The organism is Stenotrophomonas sp. Steno-C18 (genome assembly GCF_056393195.1).
The window spans coordinates 13,151-30,837 of the sequence record NZ_JBWJOX010000009.1; the positions used below are offsets into that span (position 1 = coordinate 13,151).

Below are 17,687 nucleotides of genomic sequence, written 5' to 3' on the forward strand. Positions count from 1 at the left end.
AAACCACTGTTTCCCAGGAGAACGCCATGATTGAACGTCGCCCGTTTGCCAGCCTTGGTGGAGCCAATCATGGTTGGCTCGATGCCAAGCATCATTTTTCCTTCGCCGAGTACCACGACCCCAAGCGCGTGAACTGGGGTGCGATGCGGGTCTGGAATGACGACACCATCCAGCCCGGCACCGGCTTCCCGCCGCACCCGCACGCCGAGATGGAGATCATCACCTACGTGCGCGAGGGTGCCATCAGCCACCAGGACGACCAGGGCAACAAGGGCCGCACCGAGGCCGGCGACGTGCAGGTGATGAGTGCCGGCAGCGGCATCCGCCACGCCGAGTACAACCTGGAGCCGGGCATCACCCGCATCTTCCAGATCTGGATCTTCCCGGATGAGCGCGGTGGCAAGCCGTCGTGGGGCACCAAGCCGTTCCCGAAGGGCGAGCGCAGCGGCCGCTTCGTGACGCTGGCCAGCGGCATCGAAGGCGACGACGACGCGTTGCCGATCCGTGCCAATGCGCGGGTGTCCGGTGCCACGCTCAAGGCCGGTGAAAGCACCGAGTACCGCTTCAGCGACGCCAGCCGCCACGGCTACCTGGTGCCCAACACCGGCAAGGTGGAAGTGAACGGCGTGCCGCTCGATGCCCGAGACGGCGCCGCCATCACCGGCGAGGACAGCATCACCATCCGCGCGCTGGAGGATTCGGAGCTGGTGCTGGTCGATACCGCCGCGCTGTAAGCCGGTTTCAAGGACCCGCCGTTGCCGCGACCGCAAGGCCGTGGCAGCGGCGTCTGGCCGTCACGCGGGCGGGTCCGGAGCAGGGGAGGCGACGAAACACCGGTTCACGACGAGCCTTTCGGGCGTCCCGCACTGGCAGGGCCAGCGGCCGGTTCGTTGCAGATTGGGCTCTGCAACCAAGAGGGCGTCATCGGGGGGATGACGTGACGGGCGAGCCGTCACGTGCAGCCTTTCATCCCTGATGTGTAGACGGCGTGGTGAAACGCCAACCGGTCCACAGTATTCGGCCCCTTGTGCGCATTCATGCGCACAGGGGAGGCGTGCGTGGCGCCTGCCGGGGCGAAATCGCGGCCTACGGCGCCGGTTTCTTCTTTCGCGGGGCGGCCTTGCGCTTGCTGGCGCTGCGGCTGGGCTCGGGCGCGGTGTCGTTGCCGCTGAGCGGCTCCATCCAGGTAAGCACGTCGACATAGGCGATGAAGTGCTGCAGGTAGTCCGGCGAAATCTCCTGCATCAATGCCATGGCACGGTAGGTGAGCACGCTGGAATGCAGCGGGCCGGCGTCTTCGGGCAGGGCATCCAGGCATTGCCGCAGCAGGCTCTCGATGCGGATGCGGCCCCACAGCTGCTGGAACTCGTCCAGTACCGGCAGCGCGGTGCCGTCGCCGGTGTCCTCGGCCGCGGCCTCGGTGCGGCCGGCCGCATTCAACGGCAGCTGGTACTGCAGCGGCTCGGTGGTCAGCAGCGTGATCAGCTGCCGCAGCGGGCTGGGCGCGTCCTCGCCGGCGGCCGTGTCCGGTACGTGCCGCTGCACGATCCCGGCGTAGTCGTCGAGCAGCTGCGACAGGCGCGCTTCCAGCTGTGTGCGGACCGCGCCGTCGTAGGCACCGGCACGGCGGGCAAGTGCGTCGATCAGGCCAAAGCGCAGCGGATCGACGCGGTCGGCGCCCTGGGTGCGCCACGCATCCAGCCGTGCGTGCACCGCCGGATCAGCGGGCATCGGCCTTGCCATCGGTGTGCGGCCGCGGAATCGGTGCGATCTCGACGCGGCGGTTCTTCGCACGCCCGGCCTCGTCGTCGTTGGGGCTGACCGGCTGCTCGGCGCCGAAGGCCGCGGCGAACACCGACGCCGACGGCACGCCATCGGCGATCAGGGTGCGGGTGACAGTGAGCGCGCGCGCGGCCGACAGTTCCAGGTTGTCGGCGAAGCGGGCATTGGCCACGCGCACCGGCTGGTTGTCGGTGAAGCCGCTGACCATCAGGATCTCCTCGCGTGCGTGCAGGTACTCACGCAGCGGGCCGGCGATGCTCTGCAGTAGCTCGCGGCCTTCCGGTTGCAGCTGGTCGGAGTTGAGCGCGAACAGCACGCTGCCGCTGATGCCGATGCGGCCGTCGATGACGGTGATGCGGCCGGCGGCCATCGGCGCGGCCAGTGCCTGCTCCAGCGTCTTGAGCTTGGCCGTCTGCGCCTGGCGCTGCTTCACTTCCTCGTCCAGACGGTTATGCAGCAGCAGCTGGATGCCGATGACGCTGGCCAGGATCAGCACGAATGCACCCAGCAGCACCGACATCAGGTCGCCGAACGCGGCCCAGGTGGTGGCGGTGGATTCGGCGTCGAATTCGATCTCGTCGCTCATGCCACTCAGGCCCCGCTGCCGTCGCGGGCTTCGGCCAGCTGTTGCAGCTCACCGATGATCTGCTTCTGCGAGAGCATGCTCAGGTCGATGACCTCGCGCGCCTGGGCGACGTAGTAGGCCAACTGTTCGTCGCTGCGTGCCAGCGACTTGTCCAGCGCGGTCTCGATCAGCTGCAGGCGCTGGCTGAGCGCCTCGCTGGACTGGCCGAACAACTGCACGGCGGTGCCGAACGCATCGCCCAGGCTGGCCATTTCCACCGCGCTGGTGGTGACCTGGGCCGCGGCGCCGTCCAGGCGGGTGGTCTGGTCTTCCAGCTGCGCGCTGAAACGGTTGCCGACGCGCTCCAGCAGGTCGGCCGAGGTGCTGACCAGGGCATCGACGGCGCTGCGCTGTTCGGTGGAGGCGTGGTTGACCGCGTCGAGCAGGGTTTCCAGCGTGGACAGCAGGCGGCCGCGTTCCTCCAGCATCGCGGTGTCGCGGACCATGCTGTCGGACAGCTTCTGGCGCAGCTCGGCGACCACTTCGGCGGCCGCGCGCGGCGCTTCGGAAGCGGTCTGCACCAGCCGCGAGATCTCGGCCAGGGTGTCGCGCGCATGCGCCTGCGACTGCTCGCCCATGGCCTGCGCGGTCTGTGCCAGCGTGTCGCAGATCTGCTGCTGGCGGGCGGCGACCTGCGCGCCGTTGTGCGTCCAGCTCTGGTCCAGCCGTTCGACCATCGCCGACAGGGCCTGCGACCAGTTGCCCAAGCGTTGTTCGTCGCGTGCGGCGAAGGCGGCCTGCAGTTCGTCGTGCGACTGGCGCAGCGCATCGACCAGCGAACGGGCGTGGCCCTGGAAACTGTCCGAAGCGGCGAGCAGCGCCTGCTCGTTGCGCTGGGCCAGGGCATCGTGGGTGCCGTGCTGCAGGGTGAGTGCGGCGTTCCAGGCATCGGCGGTGCGCCGGGTGTTGTCTTCCATGCGTGCGGCGACGCCGTCGACCAGGGCGCTCGCGCGCTGCTCGAAGCCGGTGCTGAACTGCTGCAGGGCCTGCTGCAGTTCGCCGGTCAGCGCGGCGTTGGCGCGTTGCTGTTCGGCCAGTGCGGTCTTCCAGCTGTCGCTGGCGCCGGCGGCGGCCTCGCGGACCACGGAGTTGAGGCCGTCGAGCTGCTTCTGCACCGCATCGTCGATGGTTGCATGCAGGGCGTTGGAGCGTTCGGCCAGCCCCTGCATGGTGGCGTCGACCACCGGTTGCAGGGCCGTGCCCACCGCGTTGGCCTGGTGGCGGATGCCATCCTGCATGGCGGCCTGCAGCGAGGCGGCCAGCTGCGTGTACGCGGCCTCGGTGCGCTCGTGGAACGCCTGCTGGTTGGCCTGCAGGCGTTCGTTGTTGCCATGCTGCTGCTGTTCCAGGCTGCCCATCATCGCCTGCAGGCGATCGACCAGGGCCGGCATCAGCGCGTTCTGCTCCTGCAGCAGGCGGAAGGTTTCATTGCGCTGGAAGGCCGGCGAATGCGCCTGCAGCTGGGCGGCGATGCCGGCATCCAGTTCCTGCACGGCCTGGGCGCGCTCACGGCGCAACAGCGCCGACAACAGGCCCAGCGCGGCCGAGCTGGCGACGCCGGCGATCGAGGTGCCGAAGGCGAAGCCCAGGCCCTTGACCGGGGCGGCCAGCGAGCTGCGGATGGCGTCCAGGTCGGTGGCGCTTTCCAGCGCCAGGCCGGTGCCGCGCAGCGTGGCCATCATGCCGAGCAGGGTGCCGAGCATGCCCAGCAGCACCAGCAGGCCGACCAGGTACGGGGTCAGGGCCGGGGCCGGCAGGCCGACGCGTTCGCCCTGCACGCGCAGGCGCACCGCGTTGCGCAGGCTGGGGGCCAGCCGCGACAGCCAGCCGTCCAAGTTGTCCGCGCCGTCGGCGATGGCCGGCAGTGCCTGCACCAGCGTGGTGGTGGCCTGGCGGTAGCGGAACAGCTCATACGCGCCGGCCAGGTAGCAGGCGGCGATGACCGCGGCGACCACCGCGGCCAGCGGGTGCGTGCCTGCATAGCCGACACCGATCCAGCACACGGCCAGCAGGCCCACGAGGAAGACGACGATTGCGACGAGGTTTCTGGACATAGGGAGCGGGTTACCGGGTGCGGAGCGCTGCAAGCAGGCCTTCGATGGGGTGGAAACGGACCTCCAGTTCCGCCAGCAGCGCGGTGCGCAGGTCCTGGAGGAAGAGGGCCGTGGTGGTGGCCGATGCCTGGGCATCGGCGCTGGCGGCGCTGTCATGCAGCCGCTGGTAGTGCAGGCCGAGCAGGGCCGGTACATGGGAAAGCAGGGTGTGTTCGCGCGGGCTGAGGGTGGCTTCCATCACCGCGTCGACCTCGGCCAGGCGGGCCTTGGCCGGGGACTGCCGGGCCAGCATGTCGCGCAGCCGGCCACGCAGGTTGCCGGTGGCGGTCTGCATGGCGCGCTGCTGGGCCTGGTAATGCTGCCGGTAGGGCGCGTACGGGTCGGGCGCGTCGGCATCGACGGGCCCGACCGGTGCGATCTCGGCATGGATGGCCTGGAGCAGGCGGTCCCGCACGCGGGTGCAGTCGGCGTCGTGGTCCTGGTCGAAGGTGGCGCCGTCCGGTGCGGGTGCAGGCAGGTTGTCCAGGGCGCGGGACAGGGTGATGGCGCGGTTCCAGTCAAACCACGTGGCCAGCCGCGCCGACACATCCGGCGCCGTGGGCGAAGTGGCATCGTCCTTGAAGCGGGCCAGCAGGCGAATGAACGCCGGGCCCAGCACGGGCGCCCGTTGGGAAGCTTTCGCCATGGGTCCTGACTAAAAAATCAGCATTTTACATGGCGGGCGTGACTTCGCCCGGTCAGTGGTATTCAGGCGGTTGGCGGCTGGATTGATCTTGATCATTGTTGAGAATGATTCTTGTTCGTACAATGTTGCTCCATCAGCCGCTGCCGCGCGCAGTCAGCCAATCCTCGCCCCACCGCAGGTTGATGCCGTGTCCCTCCCTCGTTTCCGTGCCGCCCGTCCGGCGCTGCTGTCCATGGCCGTCGCCATGGCCCTTTCCCCCGTCACCGCCCTTGCCGCCGGTCCCGAGCTGGCCGAGGCCGCGGACCCGGCGCGGACGCTCGATGCCGTCCACGTCAACGCCTACCGCACCACCTCGCATGCTTCCAGCGCGACCAAGACCGATACCGCGGTGGCCGAGACCGCGCAGTCGGTCTCGGTGATCGCCCGCGAGGAGCTGGACGCCCGTGGCGTGCAGAACCTCAACGAGGCCATGCGCTACGTGGCCGGCGTGACCCTGGAGAGCAGCGGCATCGACAACCGCGTCGATGACTTCCGCATCCGTGGCTTCGATGCCGGCAGCTGGTCCAACAACGTCACCATTGACGGCATGCGCGCGCCGCAGGGCAGCCAGTGGAACCGCACCATGGTCGACAGCTGGAACCTGGAGCGGGTGGAAGTGCTCAAGGGCCCGTCGGCGGTGATGTACGGGCAGGTGGCTCCGGGGGGCATGGTCAACCAGGTCAGCAAGACGCCGACGCCGGACCCGCAGCAGGTACTGCGCCTGGGCATCGACGGCAACGGCCAGTACAGCACCGCCTTCGACGTGGGCGCCGGCAGTGACGACAACCGCCACCTGCTGCGTCTGGTGGGCCTGTACCGCGATGGCCAGACCCAGATCGACCACACCGAGCAGAAGCACGGGTTCCTGGCCCCGAGCTACACCTTCCAGATCGCCGAACGCACGCGCCTGACCCTGCTCGGCCTGTACCAGAAGGACGATGGCGGTTCGACCTACCAGTTCCTGCCGATGGACGGCACGCTGGTGGCCACGCCTTACGGCCACATGAAGAACACCACCTTCATCGGCGAGCCCGGCTGGAACACCTATGACCGCACCCTCTGGACCGCCGGCTATCTGTTCGAGCACAGCTTCAACGGCAACTGGACGCTGAGCCAGAGCGCGCGCCATACCGATGTCCAATCGCTGTTCCGCACCGTGGTGACCAATGGCGGCCTCAACGCCGATGGGCGCACCCAGAAGCGGCGCGCCACCTGGGGCGAGGGCGACTCCAAGGGCGATACGGTGGATACGCGCATCACCGGTAAGTTCAGCACCGGCGCGGCCGAGCACACGTTGCTGATCGGCGTGGACTGGCAGAAGGCCGACTGGACCGGTGCGCGTGGCGCGATGGTCAACCCGCGCGACATCGACATCTTCAACCCGGTCTATTCGAACTACGTGCCGGTCACCACCAGCATCAGCTACTCCGGTGGCATCAACCGCCAGACCGGCGTGTACCTGCAGGACCAGGTTGCGCTGGACCAGTGGCGGCTGACCTTTGGTGGTCGCTATGACTGGACCCGTGACGACACCTGGACCCGCAGCTACACCGTGGCCACCAACCGTTACGGTGCCCGCATTCCGACCCGCGGCGAGGAAGAAGCCTTCAGCGGCAACCTGGGCGTGCTGTACGTGGCCGACAACGGGCTGACCCCGTACCTCAGCTACGCCGAGTCGTTCCAGCCCTCGGGCAGCAACACCAACATGAGCTACACGCTGTCGGCGTTCGACCCGGTGACCGGCAAGCAGTGGGAAGCGGGCATCAAGTACCAGCCGGCGTCTTTCGATGGCCTGTTGACGTTCTCGGCCTACGACCTGCGCCAGCAGAACATCCTCACCAATGACCCGGACCTCACGCACAACACCTGCGGCACCGCCGGCAACAGCCAGTGCCAGGTGCAGGATGGCGAAGGCCGCGTGCGCGGCGTCGAACTGGAGGGCCGCATCACCCCGCTGGAAGGCTTCAGCGTGATCGGTGCTGCCAGCTGGATGGATTCGGAAGTCACCAAGAGCAACAACGGCTACATCGGCAAGCAGCTGGCGATGGTGCCGGACTGGACCGCCGCGCTGTGGGCGGACTACACGTTCCAGACTGGTGGACTGGAAGGCCTGAGCCTGGCCGCAGGCGTGCGCTACAACGGCGAAAGTTATGGCGACAGCGCCAACCTGTACCTGATCCCGGGGTACACGCTGTGGGATGTGGCCATCCGTTATGACGTGGGGCAACACGGCGCGGTGGACACGCAGTTCGCACTCAACGTCAGCAACCTGGCCGACAAGCGGTTTGTCTCGACCTGCGGTGGCGTGTCTTCCTGCTACTACGGCACCGGCCGCACCGTCACCGCCACCGCGCGTTTCAGCTGGTGATGCAGCATACGTCCATCGGGCAGGCCCCGGTGGACGCCTTCATTGTCCCGCCATGAGCCAGACCGAATGAACGCCTTCCTCGAACCGCGTGGTGCCACCCCATGAACCTGCTGCTGGCACTCCTGGCGACCGTTGCCGGTAGCGCTGCGGCGATGCTGCTGTACGTCGCCTCGCCACAACAGCAACTGCGCGCTGCCGGGCCGTGGCCAACGCGGCATGCGTGGTGGCCGGGCAGCGTGCTTGCGCTCGTCTCGTTGCTGGCGATGTGGCAGTTGATGGCGCCGCTTGAAGCGATATCGGCGTGGTTGGTGCTGCTGACGCTGGTGTGGTCGATCGCGCCATTTCTGGGCGCGTGGCGCGCCCGCGTACGCGCGCGGAGGTGCGCGGAGGTGCGCATGAGCGAAGCACGTGCGCGGCTGGAGAGCCGTCATTGGTTCGGCAAGACCTGTGCCGGCGTGGTGCTGGGCTTCGGCCTGGCACTGGCGTTGTCCGGCCTGTTCGCCTGGCTGGGACCGGACGGCATTGGCGCCGGCGGCGGCAAGAACCAGTTCACCATGTGGCTGATGGCACCGATCTGGGCGGCGGTGCTGTGCTTCGTCCATCTGTTCCGCGACAGCCTGCGTGCCTGGTTGTGGCTGGGCGCGGCCAATATGACCACGTTCGGGATGTTGGCGCTGGCGCGTTGGGTGATGGCGTGAGGATGCAGGCATGAAGATCCGCAGCGACATCATCAAGGTCTACAAGGACGTCCACATCTGGATCGGCATCGTCTGCGGGCTGATGCTGTTCATCGCCTTCTACGCGGGCTCGGTCACGATGTTCGAGAAGCCGCTGGAGCGCTGGTCCACGCCGCCTTCCACATTGGCCGCCGCGCCGTCGCTGGAGCGCGCCGATGCGCTGGTTGAAGCGGTGCTGGCCGAACATCCCCAGGCTGCGGCGCGCTACTTCATTTCGGTCAAGCCCGGTGCCGACCAGCCGGCGCGGGTGTACTGGCAGGAACGTGCCGGGGGGCGTCGCCAGTTCAAGGAGTACGGGGCGAGTTTCGGCGCCGACGGCAGCCTGCAGGTGGAGCAGACACGCAAGGCGCCGGTGGCGCAGCTGGTGGATACCCTGCACCAGCTGGTCGGCCTGCCGTTCCCCGATGCGATCGCACGGCCCGTCATGGGTGCGGTGGCATTGGCCTATGCCGTGGCGCTGGTGTCGGGCCTGATCGTGCTGCTGCCGACGTTGACCAAGGATGTGTTCGCGCTGCGCATCGGCAAGAACATCAAGCGCATGTGGCTGGACGCGCACAACGCGCTGGGCTTGTTCAGCCTGCCGTTCCACCTGGTGATCGCGCTGACCAGCGTGGTGTTCGCCTTCCATGACCCGTTCTACGGCGCGCAGGGCGCGGTGGTGTACCCAGGCGGCATCGAGTGGAACCAGGCACACGACGACGCGCCCACCGGTGCGCGCGTGCTGCCGGCGGCCGAACTGCTGCGTCGGGTGGAAGTGCAGTTGCCCGGTTTCGACGTGCAGGGCTTTGGGTTCCAGCGCAAGGACGGGCATGTCGAGGCGACGGTAACCGGGTTGGACGTGCGCCACGGCACGCGCGCACGGCTGTACGCCAGCACGCACCTGGACCCGTACAGCGGGCAGGTCGATCCGCATGACCTGCCCGGCCACATGGATGGCTGGGACGAATCGGTCAATGCGTTCTTCATGCTGCATTTCGGCAGCTTCGGCGGTAACCCGGTGCGCTGGTTGTACGTGCTGATGGGGCTGGCCGGCGCGGCGCTGTTCTACACCGGCAACCTGCTGTGGGTGGAATCGCGGCGACGCAAGCGCAAGGGGCCGGAGACGCCCGCGCAGAAACTATCGGGCTGGGTGCTGGGCTGCCTGACGGTGGGCGTGTCATTGGGTTGCGTGGCCGGTATCTCCGCCAGCCTCGCCGCAACCAAATGGTTGCCCGCGTTGGTGGCGGATCTGAAGGCGTGGCACACCGGTATCTACTACGCGGTGTTCGTGGCCGCGATCGGTTGGGCGTTCCTGCGCGGCGCATCACGCGGTGCGGTGGAACTGCTGTGGGCCAGCGCGGTGTTCACGCTGGCGATTCCGCTGTCGAGCCTGGCCGGCGTGTGGGGCATCGGCGGCGCATGGAGCCACGCCGGCAGCTGGCCGGTGGACGTGACCGCGCTGTTGTCGGTGCCGGTGCTGTTGTACATCGCCCGGCGCACGCGCCTGCGTTTGCGGCAGGGCCATAGCGACAGCATCTGGGCGCAGACCAGCCCCAACCCCGTGTAGAGCGTCGCCATGCTGCGCTGTGGTTTGGCAAGGCGCGCCGCTCCCACGACGCGTCGCTGGCTACCTTGCGTGGCGCTTGAGCAGGTCCAGCAGCACGTCGGCTTCGCTGGCGCGCTTGGCCGGGTCCTTCTCGGCGACGACATGGTCGTTCAGGTGACCGGCCATCACTTCCATCATCAGCCCGTGCATCGCGCCCTTGGCGGCGGCGATCTGCACCAGCACGGCGTCGCAGTCGTCGCCGGCTTCCAGCGCCTGTTCCAGCGCGGCAACCTGGCCGGCGATGCGGCGGACCCGGGCGAGCAGCTTTTTCCTGTCACGTTGGATATGTGCCATGGTCGGGATCGTATACCCTATGGGGGTATATGAGAAGGCCGCCATGATGAACCTTGAAACCCTTGCCCAGTCCCGCCAGCACAGCCACGCCTTCAGCGACGGCAACCCGATGGCGGAGAAGAACACGCGCCGGGCCATGGCCCTGACCGTCGTGATGATGGTGGTGGAGATCGCCGGTGGCTGGTGGTTCAACTCGATGGCGGTACTGGCCGACGGCTGGCACATGAGCTCGCATGCCTTGGCATTGGGGCTGGCCGCGTTCGCCTATGCCTGCGCGCGGCGGTACCGGGACGACCCGCGCTTCGCCTTCGGTACCTGGAAGATCGAGATCCTGGCCGGCTACACCAGCGCGATCCTGCTGCTGGGCGTGGCCGGGATCATGGCGTTCGAGTCGATCGCGCGGATGTTCAAGCCCAGCCCCATCCACTACCAGCAGGCCATCGCGATCGCGGTGGTGGGCCTGGCGGTGAACCTGCTGTGCGCGTGGTGGCTGCGCGACCAGCACGCGCACCACCATCATGGCCACGGACACGACCATCACCACCACCATCATGACCTGAACCAGCGCTCGGCCTACCTGCACGTGCTGGCCGATGCGGCCACCTCGGTGCTGGCGATCATCGCCCTGCTGGGCGGGCTGTACTTCAACGCGTCCTGGCTGGATCCGCTGATGGGCATCGTTGGCGCGGTGCTGGTATCGGTCTGGGCCTGGGGACTGATCCGCCAGACCGGCCGCGTACTGCTGGATGCGGAGATGGATGCACCGGTAGTGGCCGAGATCCGCGAAGCGGTGGAGCAGGGCGACGTACCGGCGCGCATCAGCGACCTGCATGTCTGGCAGGTGGGTCGTGGGCGCTTTTCCTGCGCGATGGAAGTGGTGACCGCGCCGGGTGTCGGTGCGGACGTGTTCCACCGCGCGCTGTCGATCCATGAGGAGATCGTGCACGTGACGGTGGAAGTGCGCAGCGCCGGCTAGGTGCGGCTGCTGCTGTTGCTCTCTCCCTTTCTTTGCGGAGCAACGGTGGAGGGTCGGGGGGAGGCGCGCGGTTGACGTGGTGATTGGGTCTGTCGTGAAAGGCACCCCTCCCCGACCCTCCCCTGCTGCGCAAGGGAGGGGGCGGTTCTGCGTGTGCGTGCAGGTTGCGGAGCTGGCGCTTTTGCCCCCCTCCCTTTTGCGGAGCAAAGGGGAGGGTTGGGGAGGGGTTGCTGTTGGCGCGGTGATTGGGTGCGTCGTGAAAGGCATCCCTCCCCGGTGCTCCCCTGCTACGCAAGGGCGGGGGCGGTCAGGCGTGCGCCTCAGATGATCCGCAGCGTGATCGCTTTCAGCACTGCCCGCGTACGGTCGCGGGTGTCGAGCTTGTCCAGGATGGTCGAGACGTAGTTCTTCACCGTGCCCTCGGCCAGGAACAGGCTGCCGGCGATCTCGCGGTTGCTGTAGCCGCCGGCCATCAACCGCAGTACCGCCACTTCCTTCTGGCTGAACAGCTCCTTCGGCGCGTCATCGGCGTGATAGCGGTAGCGCTGCCGCACCGGGTCGGTGCTGACCGGCTGCAGCAGGGTGGTGCCGGCGATGATGCGGTCGATGGCCTGGCGCAGGTCCTCCGGCGCGGCGTCCTTGAGCAGGAAGCCCTGTGCGCCGGCGTCGGTGGCGCGCAGTAGCAGGTCGCTTTCATCGAAGGTGGTCAGGAACAGGCAGGGCGTGGCGTCGCCGCGCTCGCGCAGTGCCTGCAGTGCCTGGATGCCGTCCATGCCGGGCATGCGGATGTCCGAGACGATCAGCTGCACCGGTTGGTGCGGCAGTTGCTCCAGCAGGGCCTGGCCGCTGTCGGCCTCGAACACGATCTCCACGCCCTGCTGCTGCAGCAAGGCGCGCAGGCCGGCGCGGATCAGCGCCTGGTCGTCGACCAGGGCGATACGGGGGACGTTGCTCATGCCGGAAGCTCCACGTGGATGTGCAGCGCGCCGGTGGCGGTGCGTTGCAGTTCCAGCGTGCCGTGCTGCTCCGCCACGCGCTCGCGCATGCCGGTCAGTCCGTTGCCTTCGCGCAGTTGGCCGCGCAGCCTGCCATCGTCGTGCATGTCCAGCAGCAATCTCCCTTCATGTTGGTGCAGTGTCACCTGCAGGACCTGTGCTTCGCCATGGCGGGCGCTGTTGGTCAACGCTTCCTGCACGCAGCGCAGCAGGGTTTCGGCCTTGGCGGTGGTGCTCACCTGCACCGCCTCGTCCATCGCCAGGTGCAGGCGGGGCCGCGGCAGCGGTGCGGCCAGCGCATGCAGCGCGGTGGCGATGTCGAGCTGGCCGCCGTCGCGCAGGGAATGCACCACCGCCCGGATTTCCCCCAGCAGTTCGGCCGAAAGCTGCTCGCACAGGGCCAGTTCGGCCGGCGCGTCGTTGCGCCCGGCCAGCGCGCGCAGCTGCAGGCGCAACGCGGTGAGCTTGTGGCCGGCCACATCGTGCAGTTCGCGCGAAAGCCGCAGTCGTTCGGCATCGCGCGAGCTTTCCGCGAGAAGGGCACGGGTGGCGAGCAGGTCGGCGTTGACCAGTGCCAGGCGGTCGCGTGCCTGCTCGGCGCTGTGCGCGTAGTGGGTGGTCAGCATGGCAAAGGCCTGGAAGCCGGCGAAGATCAGCACCACCGCGCCGGCATGCGCGTGCACGTCGCGCAGGACCAGGTACATGCCCACGTTCACCGCGGCGATGAGCAGCAGCGTGATGCGCAGCGGCCAGGTGGCGGCGATCTGCGCGGCCAGCATCACCAGCAGGGCCGGCGCCACGCCGCTGTAGTGGGCCAGCCGGATCAGCGCCAGCGCGCTCACCGCTTCAACCAGCAGCAACACCTTGCGCTGCCAGGTCCGGTGCGGCAGCGCGGTGGCGACCAGGAAGGCTGCAAGGAACACCGCCGCGCAGCCCCAGCGCCACGGCAGCTGCGCGGCCTCGCCGTAGCGCAGGGTGAAGGCCACCGCCAGCCAGGTGAGCAGGCCGGCGAGGTTGAGGGGGTGGAGGAGTCCGCGCCAGCGCGGCTGAGGGCCGATTTCCATGCCGGCATGCTGGTGGCGCGCAGCGCCGGCGGCAAGGGGGTGGATGCAGAAAGTGACTTCCGGCAGGGTCCGCGGGTGACCGCGGTGACTGCCCGTGCGCCGTCGCCTGCGCGAGCCTGTGCACCAGCCGTTGCATCCGGACGGCATTGCCTGGAGAGAACGCCGTCATGCCTGGATATTCGTTGATCGTCATGTTGCATGTGGTGGCCGGTGTGGTCGCGCTGGCCGGGTTCTGGGCCGCGGCGCTGATGAAGAAGGGCTCACCGCGCCACCGCCTGCTCGGCAAGGTGTACCTGGGGGCGATGGCCGCCATCGTGGTCACCGCGGTGCCGATCACCGTGCAGTTCGCCTTCTTCCGCCACCAGCCGTTGACCGCGCTGTTCCTGGCGTACCTGATCGCCATCACCGGCAATGCCAGCTGGCTGGCGTGGCGGGCGGTCACCGACAAGCGCGACTGGAAGCAGATGGTGGCGCGCGTGGGCTGGAAGCTGGCGTTGTGGCCGATGGTGCTGCTGGCAGGGGCGGTGCTGGTGGTGGGCGTGCAGCGCGGCCAGATGCTGTTCCTGGGCTTTTCGGTGATCGGCCTGTGGGCAGGCTGGCGCATGTGGAACTTCAGCCGCCGTGGCCCGGGGCGGCCGGACTGGGCGTTCCGCCAGCACTACCAGTCGATGCTGGGGGCGGGCATTGCCACCCATGTGGCGTTCCTGAGCATCGGCATGCGCCCGGTGTGGCAGTGGCTGCAGGCGCACACGCGGGTGCCGCCGCTGCTGATCGAGCTGTTCCCGTGGGCGGCGCCGGTGCTGGTGGCCGTGCTCATCGGCTACGGCTTGAACCGCAAGTACGGCGGGCGCCGCGGAACCCGGCCGACGCCGTCGCCGCGGATGCAATCGCCGGCGGAGTGAGTGCCGGCGGTCGCGGTCCCCGGGAGCGTGGAGGCGCTGCGTGGCTCAGACGTCGCCGTCGCTGGCCCAGCCTTCGCCGGTGCCGCGCTGGAACACGCGGTCGCCGTCCTGCACGTCACCGGCCGGGAAATGCTCCTGCGCGGCCAGCCGCGCGTAGATCGGGGTGAAGTCCGGGTCGGTGGCGGCCATCAGCTGCTCGAAGCCGTCGATGACGAAGTAGCTCTTCTGGAAGGTGTCGATGCGGTAGCGGGTGCGCATGATCCGCTCCAGGTCGAAGCCAATGCGGTTGGGCGCGGCCGACTCCAGCGAGTACAGCGATTCGCCCTTGGACGAGACGATTCCGGCGCCGTAGATGCGCAGCCCGTCAGCGGTGTTGATCAGGCCGAACTCCACCGTGTACCAGTACAGGCGGGTCAGGTTCTGCAGTGCCTCCGGGCCGATCGCATGCGCCTTGACCCCGCCACGGCCGTAGGCGGCCATGTAGTCGGCGAACACCGGGTTCATCAGCAGCGGCACGTGGCCGAACAGGTCGTGGAACAGGTCCGGCTCGGCGATGTAGTCGATCTGGTCCGGGCGGCGGATCCACCACGTCACCGGGAAGCGGCGGTTGGCCAGGTGGTCGAAGAAATCCAGTTCCGGCAGCAGGCCTTCCACGCCGACCAGGGTCCAGCCGGTGGCGGCCCCCAGCACTTCGTTGAGCTGGTCGAAGCGCGGGATCATGTGCTCGCTCATGCCCATCTCGTCCTGCGCGTCCAGGAACTCCTGGCAGGCACGGCCGACCAGCAGCTCGCGCTGGCGCTGGTACAGCGTGCTCCAGGTGGCATGGTCGTCGGCGCTGTAGCTGTCCCACGGCTGCTCCACCACGGCGGTGGTATAGACCGGCACGTAACCCTTGTCGGTCTGCTGGTGTTCGACGCGGCGCGGGTTGGCTTCCATGGCGGCAGCTCCATAAGGGAATAGATAACCGCATGGTAGGAAGCTTGCCGCGCAACAGGTTTGCGAAATTGCGCCGTCAGCGGCTCCTGGCGCAATATTGTTGCGGCAATTCAATGTTGCGGAGCAACAAACATGGCTTCAGTCACGCTTGATCGCACGGATCTTCGGCTTTTGGCCGAAATACAGCAGCATGGGCGCGCCACCAATGCCGAGCTCGCAGCACGGGTGAACCTGTCACCGTCCGCCTGCCTGCGGCGGGTGCAACGGCTGGAAGCGGAGGGTGTCATTGCCGGCTATGGCGCTCGCCTGGAGCCGCGCGCGATCGGGCTGGGCCTGCAGGCGTTCGTACGGGTGCAGCTGTCCAAGCACGGCCAGGCGGCCATCAATCATTTCGTGGAGGCGGTGCAGCTGTGGGATGAAGTGGTGGCCTGCCACGCGCTCACCGGCGACATGGACTACCTGCTGCACGTCTACGTGCGCGACCTGGACCACTTCTCGGCCTTCCTGCTGGACAAGCTGCTCGATGCGGCCGGCGTGGCCGACGTCAACTCCAGCTTCGTGCTGCGCACGGTCAAGGAGTTCCGCGCGCTGCCGCTGTCGCAGCTGGGGCGGTAATGAACAGATGTTGCAGCTTTGAAGCCCCTCTCCCGTGTGCGGGAGAGGGGTCGGGGTGAGGGCGCTTTCTGCGGTGATGTCATCCACTGCGCAGAACCGGAAACGCCCCCTCCCAACCTCCCCCTTGGCTACGCCAAAGGGGAGGGGCTTGAAGCATCAACGCGCCGGGGCGCTGCAGTCCTTCACCACGCCGCGCAGCTTCTCGATGCGCGAACGGCTGTCCTGGCAACGCTGATGGGCTTCGGCCTGGGCGGCGGCGGTGCGGGCTTCGGCGGTGCGGATCGCCGTGGCCTGGGCCTGCTGCAGGCGGGCAACGCCGGCGCGGATCTGCGGCATCGCGGCCATCGCGGCCTTCTCGCCTTCCAGGATGGCGCGGCCACGCTGCTCGAAATCGGCCGCACCGATGTCCAGCACCGCCGGGCGGATCACCACGTCGGCGCGGCCCAGCTCCTGCTCGCCCAGGCGCTGGCCCATGATGGTGATGGACTGGTTGACCGCACCGAGCAGGCTGGTCGGGCGCTGGCCGTTGGCGCGGCTGGAGATGTCCACGGCGATGACGAACTCGGCGCCGAGCTGGCGCGCGGCGTCCACCGGCACCGGGCTGACCACGCCGCCGTCGACGTAGGTCTTGCCGCCGATGGTGACCGGTTCGAACACGCCGGGGATGGAGCTGGAAGCACGCACCGCCTGGCCGACGTTGCCGCGCACGAACACCGCGCGGTCACCGGTCTCCAGCTGGGTGGCGACCGCCGCGAACGGCTTGCGCAGCTGTTCGGCGGGCTTGTTGCCGACCTGGGCGTTGACGTAGTCCTGCAGCTTCTGGCCCTGTACCAGGCCGCCGGAGAACAGGCGCACGTCGCGGATGCTGGCCTCGTCCAGGGCCACGGCCTTCTGCTGCATCTGGAAGGCATCCATGCCGCTGGCGTACAGCGCACCGACCACGCTGCCGGCGCTGGTGCCGGACACCACCACCGGCTCGAAGCCGTTGGCTTCGAGCATCTTGATCACGCCGATGTGGGCGAAGCCCTTGGCCGCGCCGCCCCCCAGTGCCACGCCGATCTTCACCGGCTTGAGCGGGGTGCTCGGTCGCGCCGCCTGCGGCGGCGTCGGCTTGGTGTTTTCACCACCGCATGCGGCCAGCAGGCCGAACAGGGCAAGGGACAGCAGCAGGCGGGCGTTGCGCGGCTTCATGATGAACAGGGGGCGTTGAAAAGGGCGCCAGCATAGCGCTTTGCGCCGGGCAGGGACCGTGCCGGTGGCCGCGCCGTTTAGGCGGGGCTTCGCTGGGCCAGGGGGCCCGGCTCAGCTGTTGCCCAGGGAAAGCGCCAGGCCCACCAGCACCAGCAACCAGAACAGGCCGCCGAGCACCAGCCACAGCCAGTTCAGCGGCGTGAGCCGGGCATTGGCCGAGCCCGTCGGGTCGCCGCAGGCCAGGTTGGCCGCGCGTTGGGCCTGGACCATCGCCAGCGTGCCGCCGCCGACGGTCAGCATGGCCAATCCGAAACTCGGGCCCGGTGCCAGCATGGCATCCGGGAGGCGGCTGATGATCTGCCCGATGATCGCCGAGACCACGTACACCGTGGCCCACGTGCCCGGCGACCAGTCGTGGCGCTGGCCCGCGCGCCGCAGCCGGTGGTCGATTTCCTCGTTCAGGCCATGCGCGAAGAAGATGGCGAAGATGGCGCGCGGGACCGGCCAGATGTCCAGCTTCCGGTCGAGCTTGTGCAGCTTCCAGTGCCGCCAGAACCAGTACAGCGAATACAGCCCCACGGTGGCGATGGAAAGCAGCACCAGCTTGCGGAGGGACACCACGTAGAACGGCGGCAGTGCCGGGCGCTCGGCGGAGCGGGTTTCCAGTGGCACCTGTGGGGGGGCGTAGATATTGTCGTGTGCGTCCATGCGTGGCCGGTTCCCCCCGGAAAACGAACGCGGAGGGTAGACAACCGGCCACGCACAGGCAAGGACGCCAGGCGTCGCCCGGGCAGGCGCAGCGCCCCCGGGCCCGGGACCGTCCGGCATGCCGGAGGCCC

At 68.3% G+C, this 17,687-nt stretch carries 17 protein-coding genes; 7 read left to right on the forward strand and 10 right to left on the reverse strand.

Going from position 1 to position 17,687, the window contains the following annotated elements:
- Positions 1-26 precede the first annotated feature (26 nt).
- Entirely contained in the window at positions 27-734 is a 708-nt protein-coding gene (locus AC06FE_RS16280; protein ID WP_192288362.1) for a pirin family protein, read from the forward strand.
- Between the two features lie 352 nt (positions 735-1,086).
- Here AC06FE_RS16280 and AC06FE_RS16285 read toward each other — a convergent pair whose 3' ends face one another.
- The 4 genes from AC06FE_RS16285 to AC06FE_RS16300 are packed head-to-tail and all read right to left on the reverse strand — an operon-like array spanning position 1,087 to position 5,146.
- On the reverse strand, positions 1,087-1,731 hold the full coding sequence (locus tag AC06FE_RS16285; RefSeq protein ID WP_478073633.1) for a DUF2894 domain-containing protein: 645 nt from the start codon (positions 1,729-1,731) through the stop codon (positions 1,087-1,089).
- Positions 1,721-2,368, reverse strand: a complete 648-nt coding sequence (locus AC06FE_RS16290; RefSeq protein WP_132862291.1) for an OmpA family protein — start codon at positions 2,366-2,368, stop codon at positions 1,721-1,723. The genes AC06FE_RS16285 and AC06FE_RS16290 overlap by 11 nt, the downstream gene beginning before the upstream one ends.
- 5 nt (positions 2,369-2,373) lie before the next feature.
- Entirely contained in the window at positions 2,374-4,461 is a 2,088-nt protein-coding gene (locus AC06FE_RS16295) for a DUF802 domain-containing protein (RefSeq protein WP_478073634.1), read from the reverse strand.
- A 10-nt stretch (positions 4,462-4,471) separates the two neighbouring features.
- On the reverse strand, positions 4,472-5,146 hold the full coding sequence (locus AC06FE_RS16300; RefSeq protein WP_478073635.1) for a DUF3348 domain-containing protein: 675 nt from the start codon (positions 5,144-5,146) through the stop codon (positions 4,472-4,474).
- Between the two features lie 187 nt (positions 5,147-5,333).
- Between AC06FE_RS16300 and AC06FE_RS16305 the strand changes: the two genes are divergently transcribed.
- The 3 genes from AC06FE_RS16305 to AC06FE_RS16315 all read left to right on the forward strand — a co-directional run bounded on the left by AC06FE_RS16305 (position 5,334) and on the right by AC06FE_RS16315 (position 9,836).
- A complete protein-coding gene (locus AC06FE_RS16305) occupies positions 5,334-7,553 on the forward strand; it encodes a TonB-dependent siderophore receptor (RefSeq protein ID WP_478073636.1) in 2,220 nt (739 codons plus the stop codon).
- A gap of 101 nt (positions 7,554-7,654) precedes the next feature.
- Positions 7,655-8,251 carry a hypothetical protein gene (locus AC06FE_RS16310; protein WP_478073637.1) on the forward strand — a complete coding sequence of 199 codons (597 nt, stop codon included), beginning with the start codon at positions 7,655-7,657 and terminating at the stop codon, positions 8,249-8,251.
- A gap of 10 nt (positions 8,252-8,261) precedes the next feature.
- Positions 8,262-9,836, forward strand: coding sequence for a PepSY-associated TM helix domain-containing protein (locus AC06FE_RS16315; RefSeq protein ID WP_478073638.1), 1,575 nt, complete (start codon positions 8,262-8,264; stop codon positions 9,834-9,836).
- Positions 9,837-9,896: 60 nt separating this feature from the next.
- On the opposite strand, the gene AC06FE_RS16320 is transcribed toward AC06FE_RS16315, so the two are convergent.
- Positions 9,897-10,169, reverse strand: a complete 273-nt coding sequence (locus AC06FE_RS16320; protein WP_478073639.1) for a metal/formaldehyde-sensitive transcriptional repressor — start codon at positions 10,167-10,169, stop codon at positions 9,897-9,899.
- 46 nt (positions 10,170-10,215) lie between these two features.
- On the opposite strand from AC06FE_RS16320, the gene dmeF reads away from it, so the two are divergent.
- On the forward strand, positions 10,216-11,145 hold the full coding sequence (dmeF, locus tag AC06FE_RS16325) for a CDF family Co(II)/Ni(II) efflux transporter DmeF (protein ID WP_478073720.1): 930 nt from the start codon (positions 10,216-10,218) through the stop codon (positions 11,143-11,145).
- A 320-nt stretch (positions 11,146-11,465) separates the two neighbouring features.
- Here the strand turns inward: dmeF and AC06FE_RS16330 are convergent, their stop codons facing one another.
- Together AC06FE_RS16330 and AC06FE_RS16335 are read right to left on the reverse strand one after the other, a co-directional pair.
- On the reverse strand, positions 11,466-12,101 hold the full coding sequence (locus AC06FE_RS16330) for a response regulator transcription factor (RefSeq protein ID WP_192288353.1): 636 nt from the start codon (positions 12,099-12,101) through the stop codon (positions 11,466-11,468).
- Positions 12,098-13,204 (reverse strand): sensor histidine kinase, encoded by a 1,107-nt coding sequence (locus AC06FE_RS16335; protein WP_478073640.1) that lies wholly within the window; start codon positions 13,202-13,204, stop codon positions 12,098-12,100. Before AC06FE_RS16335 ends, AC06FE_RS16330 begins: the two co-directional genes overlap by 4 nt.
- A 167-nt stretch (positions 13,205-13,371) precedes the next feature.
- On the opposite strand from AC06FE_RS16335, the gene AC06FE_RS16340 reads away from it, so the two are divergent.
- Positions 13,372-14,106: a hypothetical protein gene (locus AC06FE_RS16340; protein ID WP_478073641.1), complete on the forward strand. Its 735-nt coding sequence runs from the start codon at positions 13,372-13,374 to the stop codon at positions 14,104-14,106.
- A 45-nt stretch (positions 14,107-14,151) separates the two neighbouring features.
- On the opposite strand, the gene phhA is transcribed toward AC06FE_RS16340, so the two are convergent.
- Positions 14,152-15,042 carry a phenylalanine 4-monooxygenase gene (gene phhA, locus AC06FE_RS16345; RefSeq protein WP_132862301.1) on the reverse strand — a complete coding sequence of 297 codons (891 nt, stop codon included), beginning with the start codon at positions 15,040-15,042 and terminating at the stop codon, positions 14,152-14,154.
- A gap of 132 nt (positions 15,043-15,174) precedes the next feature.
- On the opposite strand from phhA, the gene AC06FE_RS16350 reads away from it, so the two are divergent.
- Entirely contained in the window at positions 15,175-15,657 is a 483-nt protein-coding gene (locus AC06FE_RS16350; protein WP_192288350.1) for an Lrp/AsnC family transcriptional regulator, read from the forward strand.
- 156 nt (positions 15,658-15,813) lie between these two features.
- Here AC06FE_RS16350 and AC06FE_RS16355 read toward each other — a convergent pair whose 3' ends face one another.
- On the reverse strand, positions 15,814-16,851 hold the full coding sequence (locus AC06FE_RS16355; protein ID WP_207911836.1) for a patatin-like phospholipase family protein: 1,038 nt from the start codon (positions 16,849-16,851) through the stop codon (positions 15,814-15,816).
- Between the two features lie 108 nt (positions 16,852-16,959).
- On the reverse strand, positions 16,960-17,556 hold the full coding sequence (locus AC06FE_RS16360; RefSeq protein WP_478073642.1) for a hypothetical protein: 597 nt from the start codon (positions 17,554-17,556) through the stop codon (positions 16,960-16,962).
- Positions 17,557-17,687: the final 131 nt, after the last annotated feature.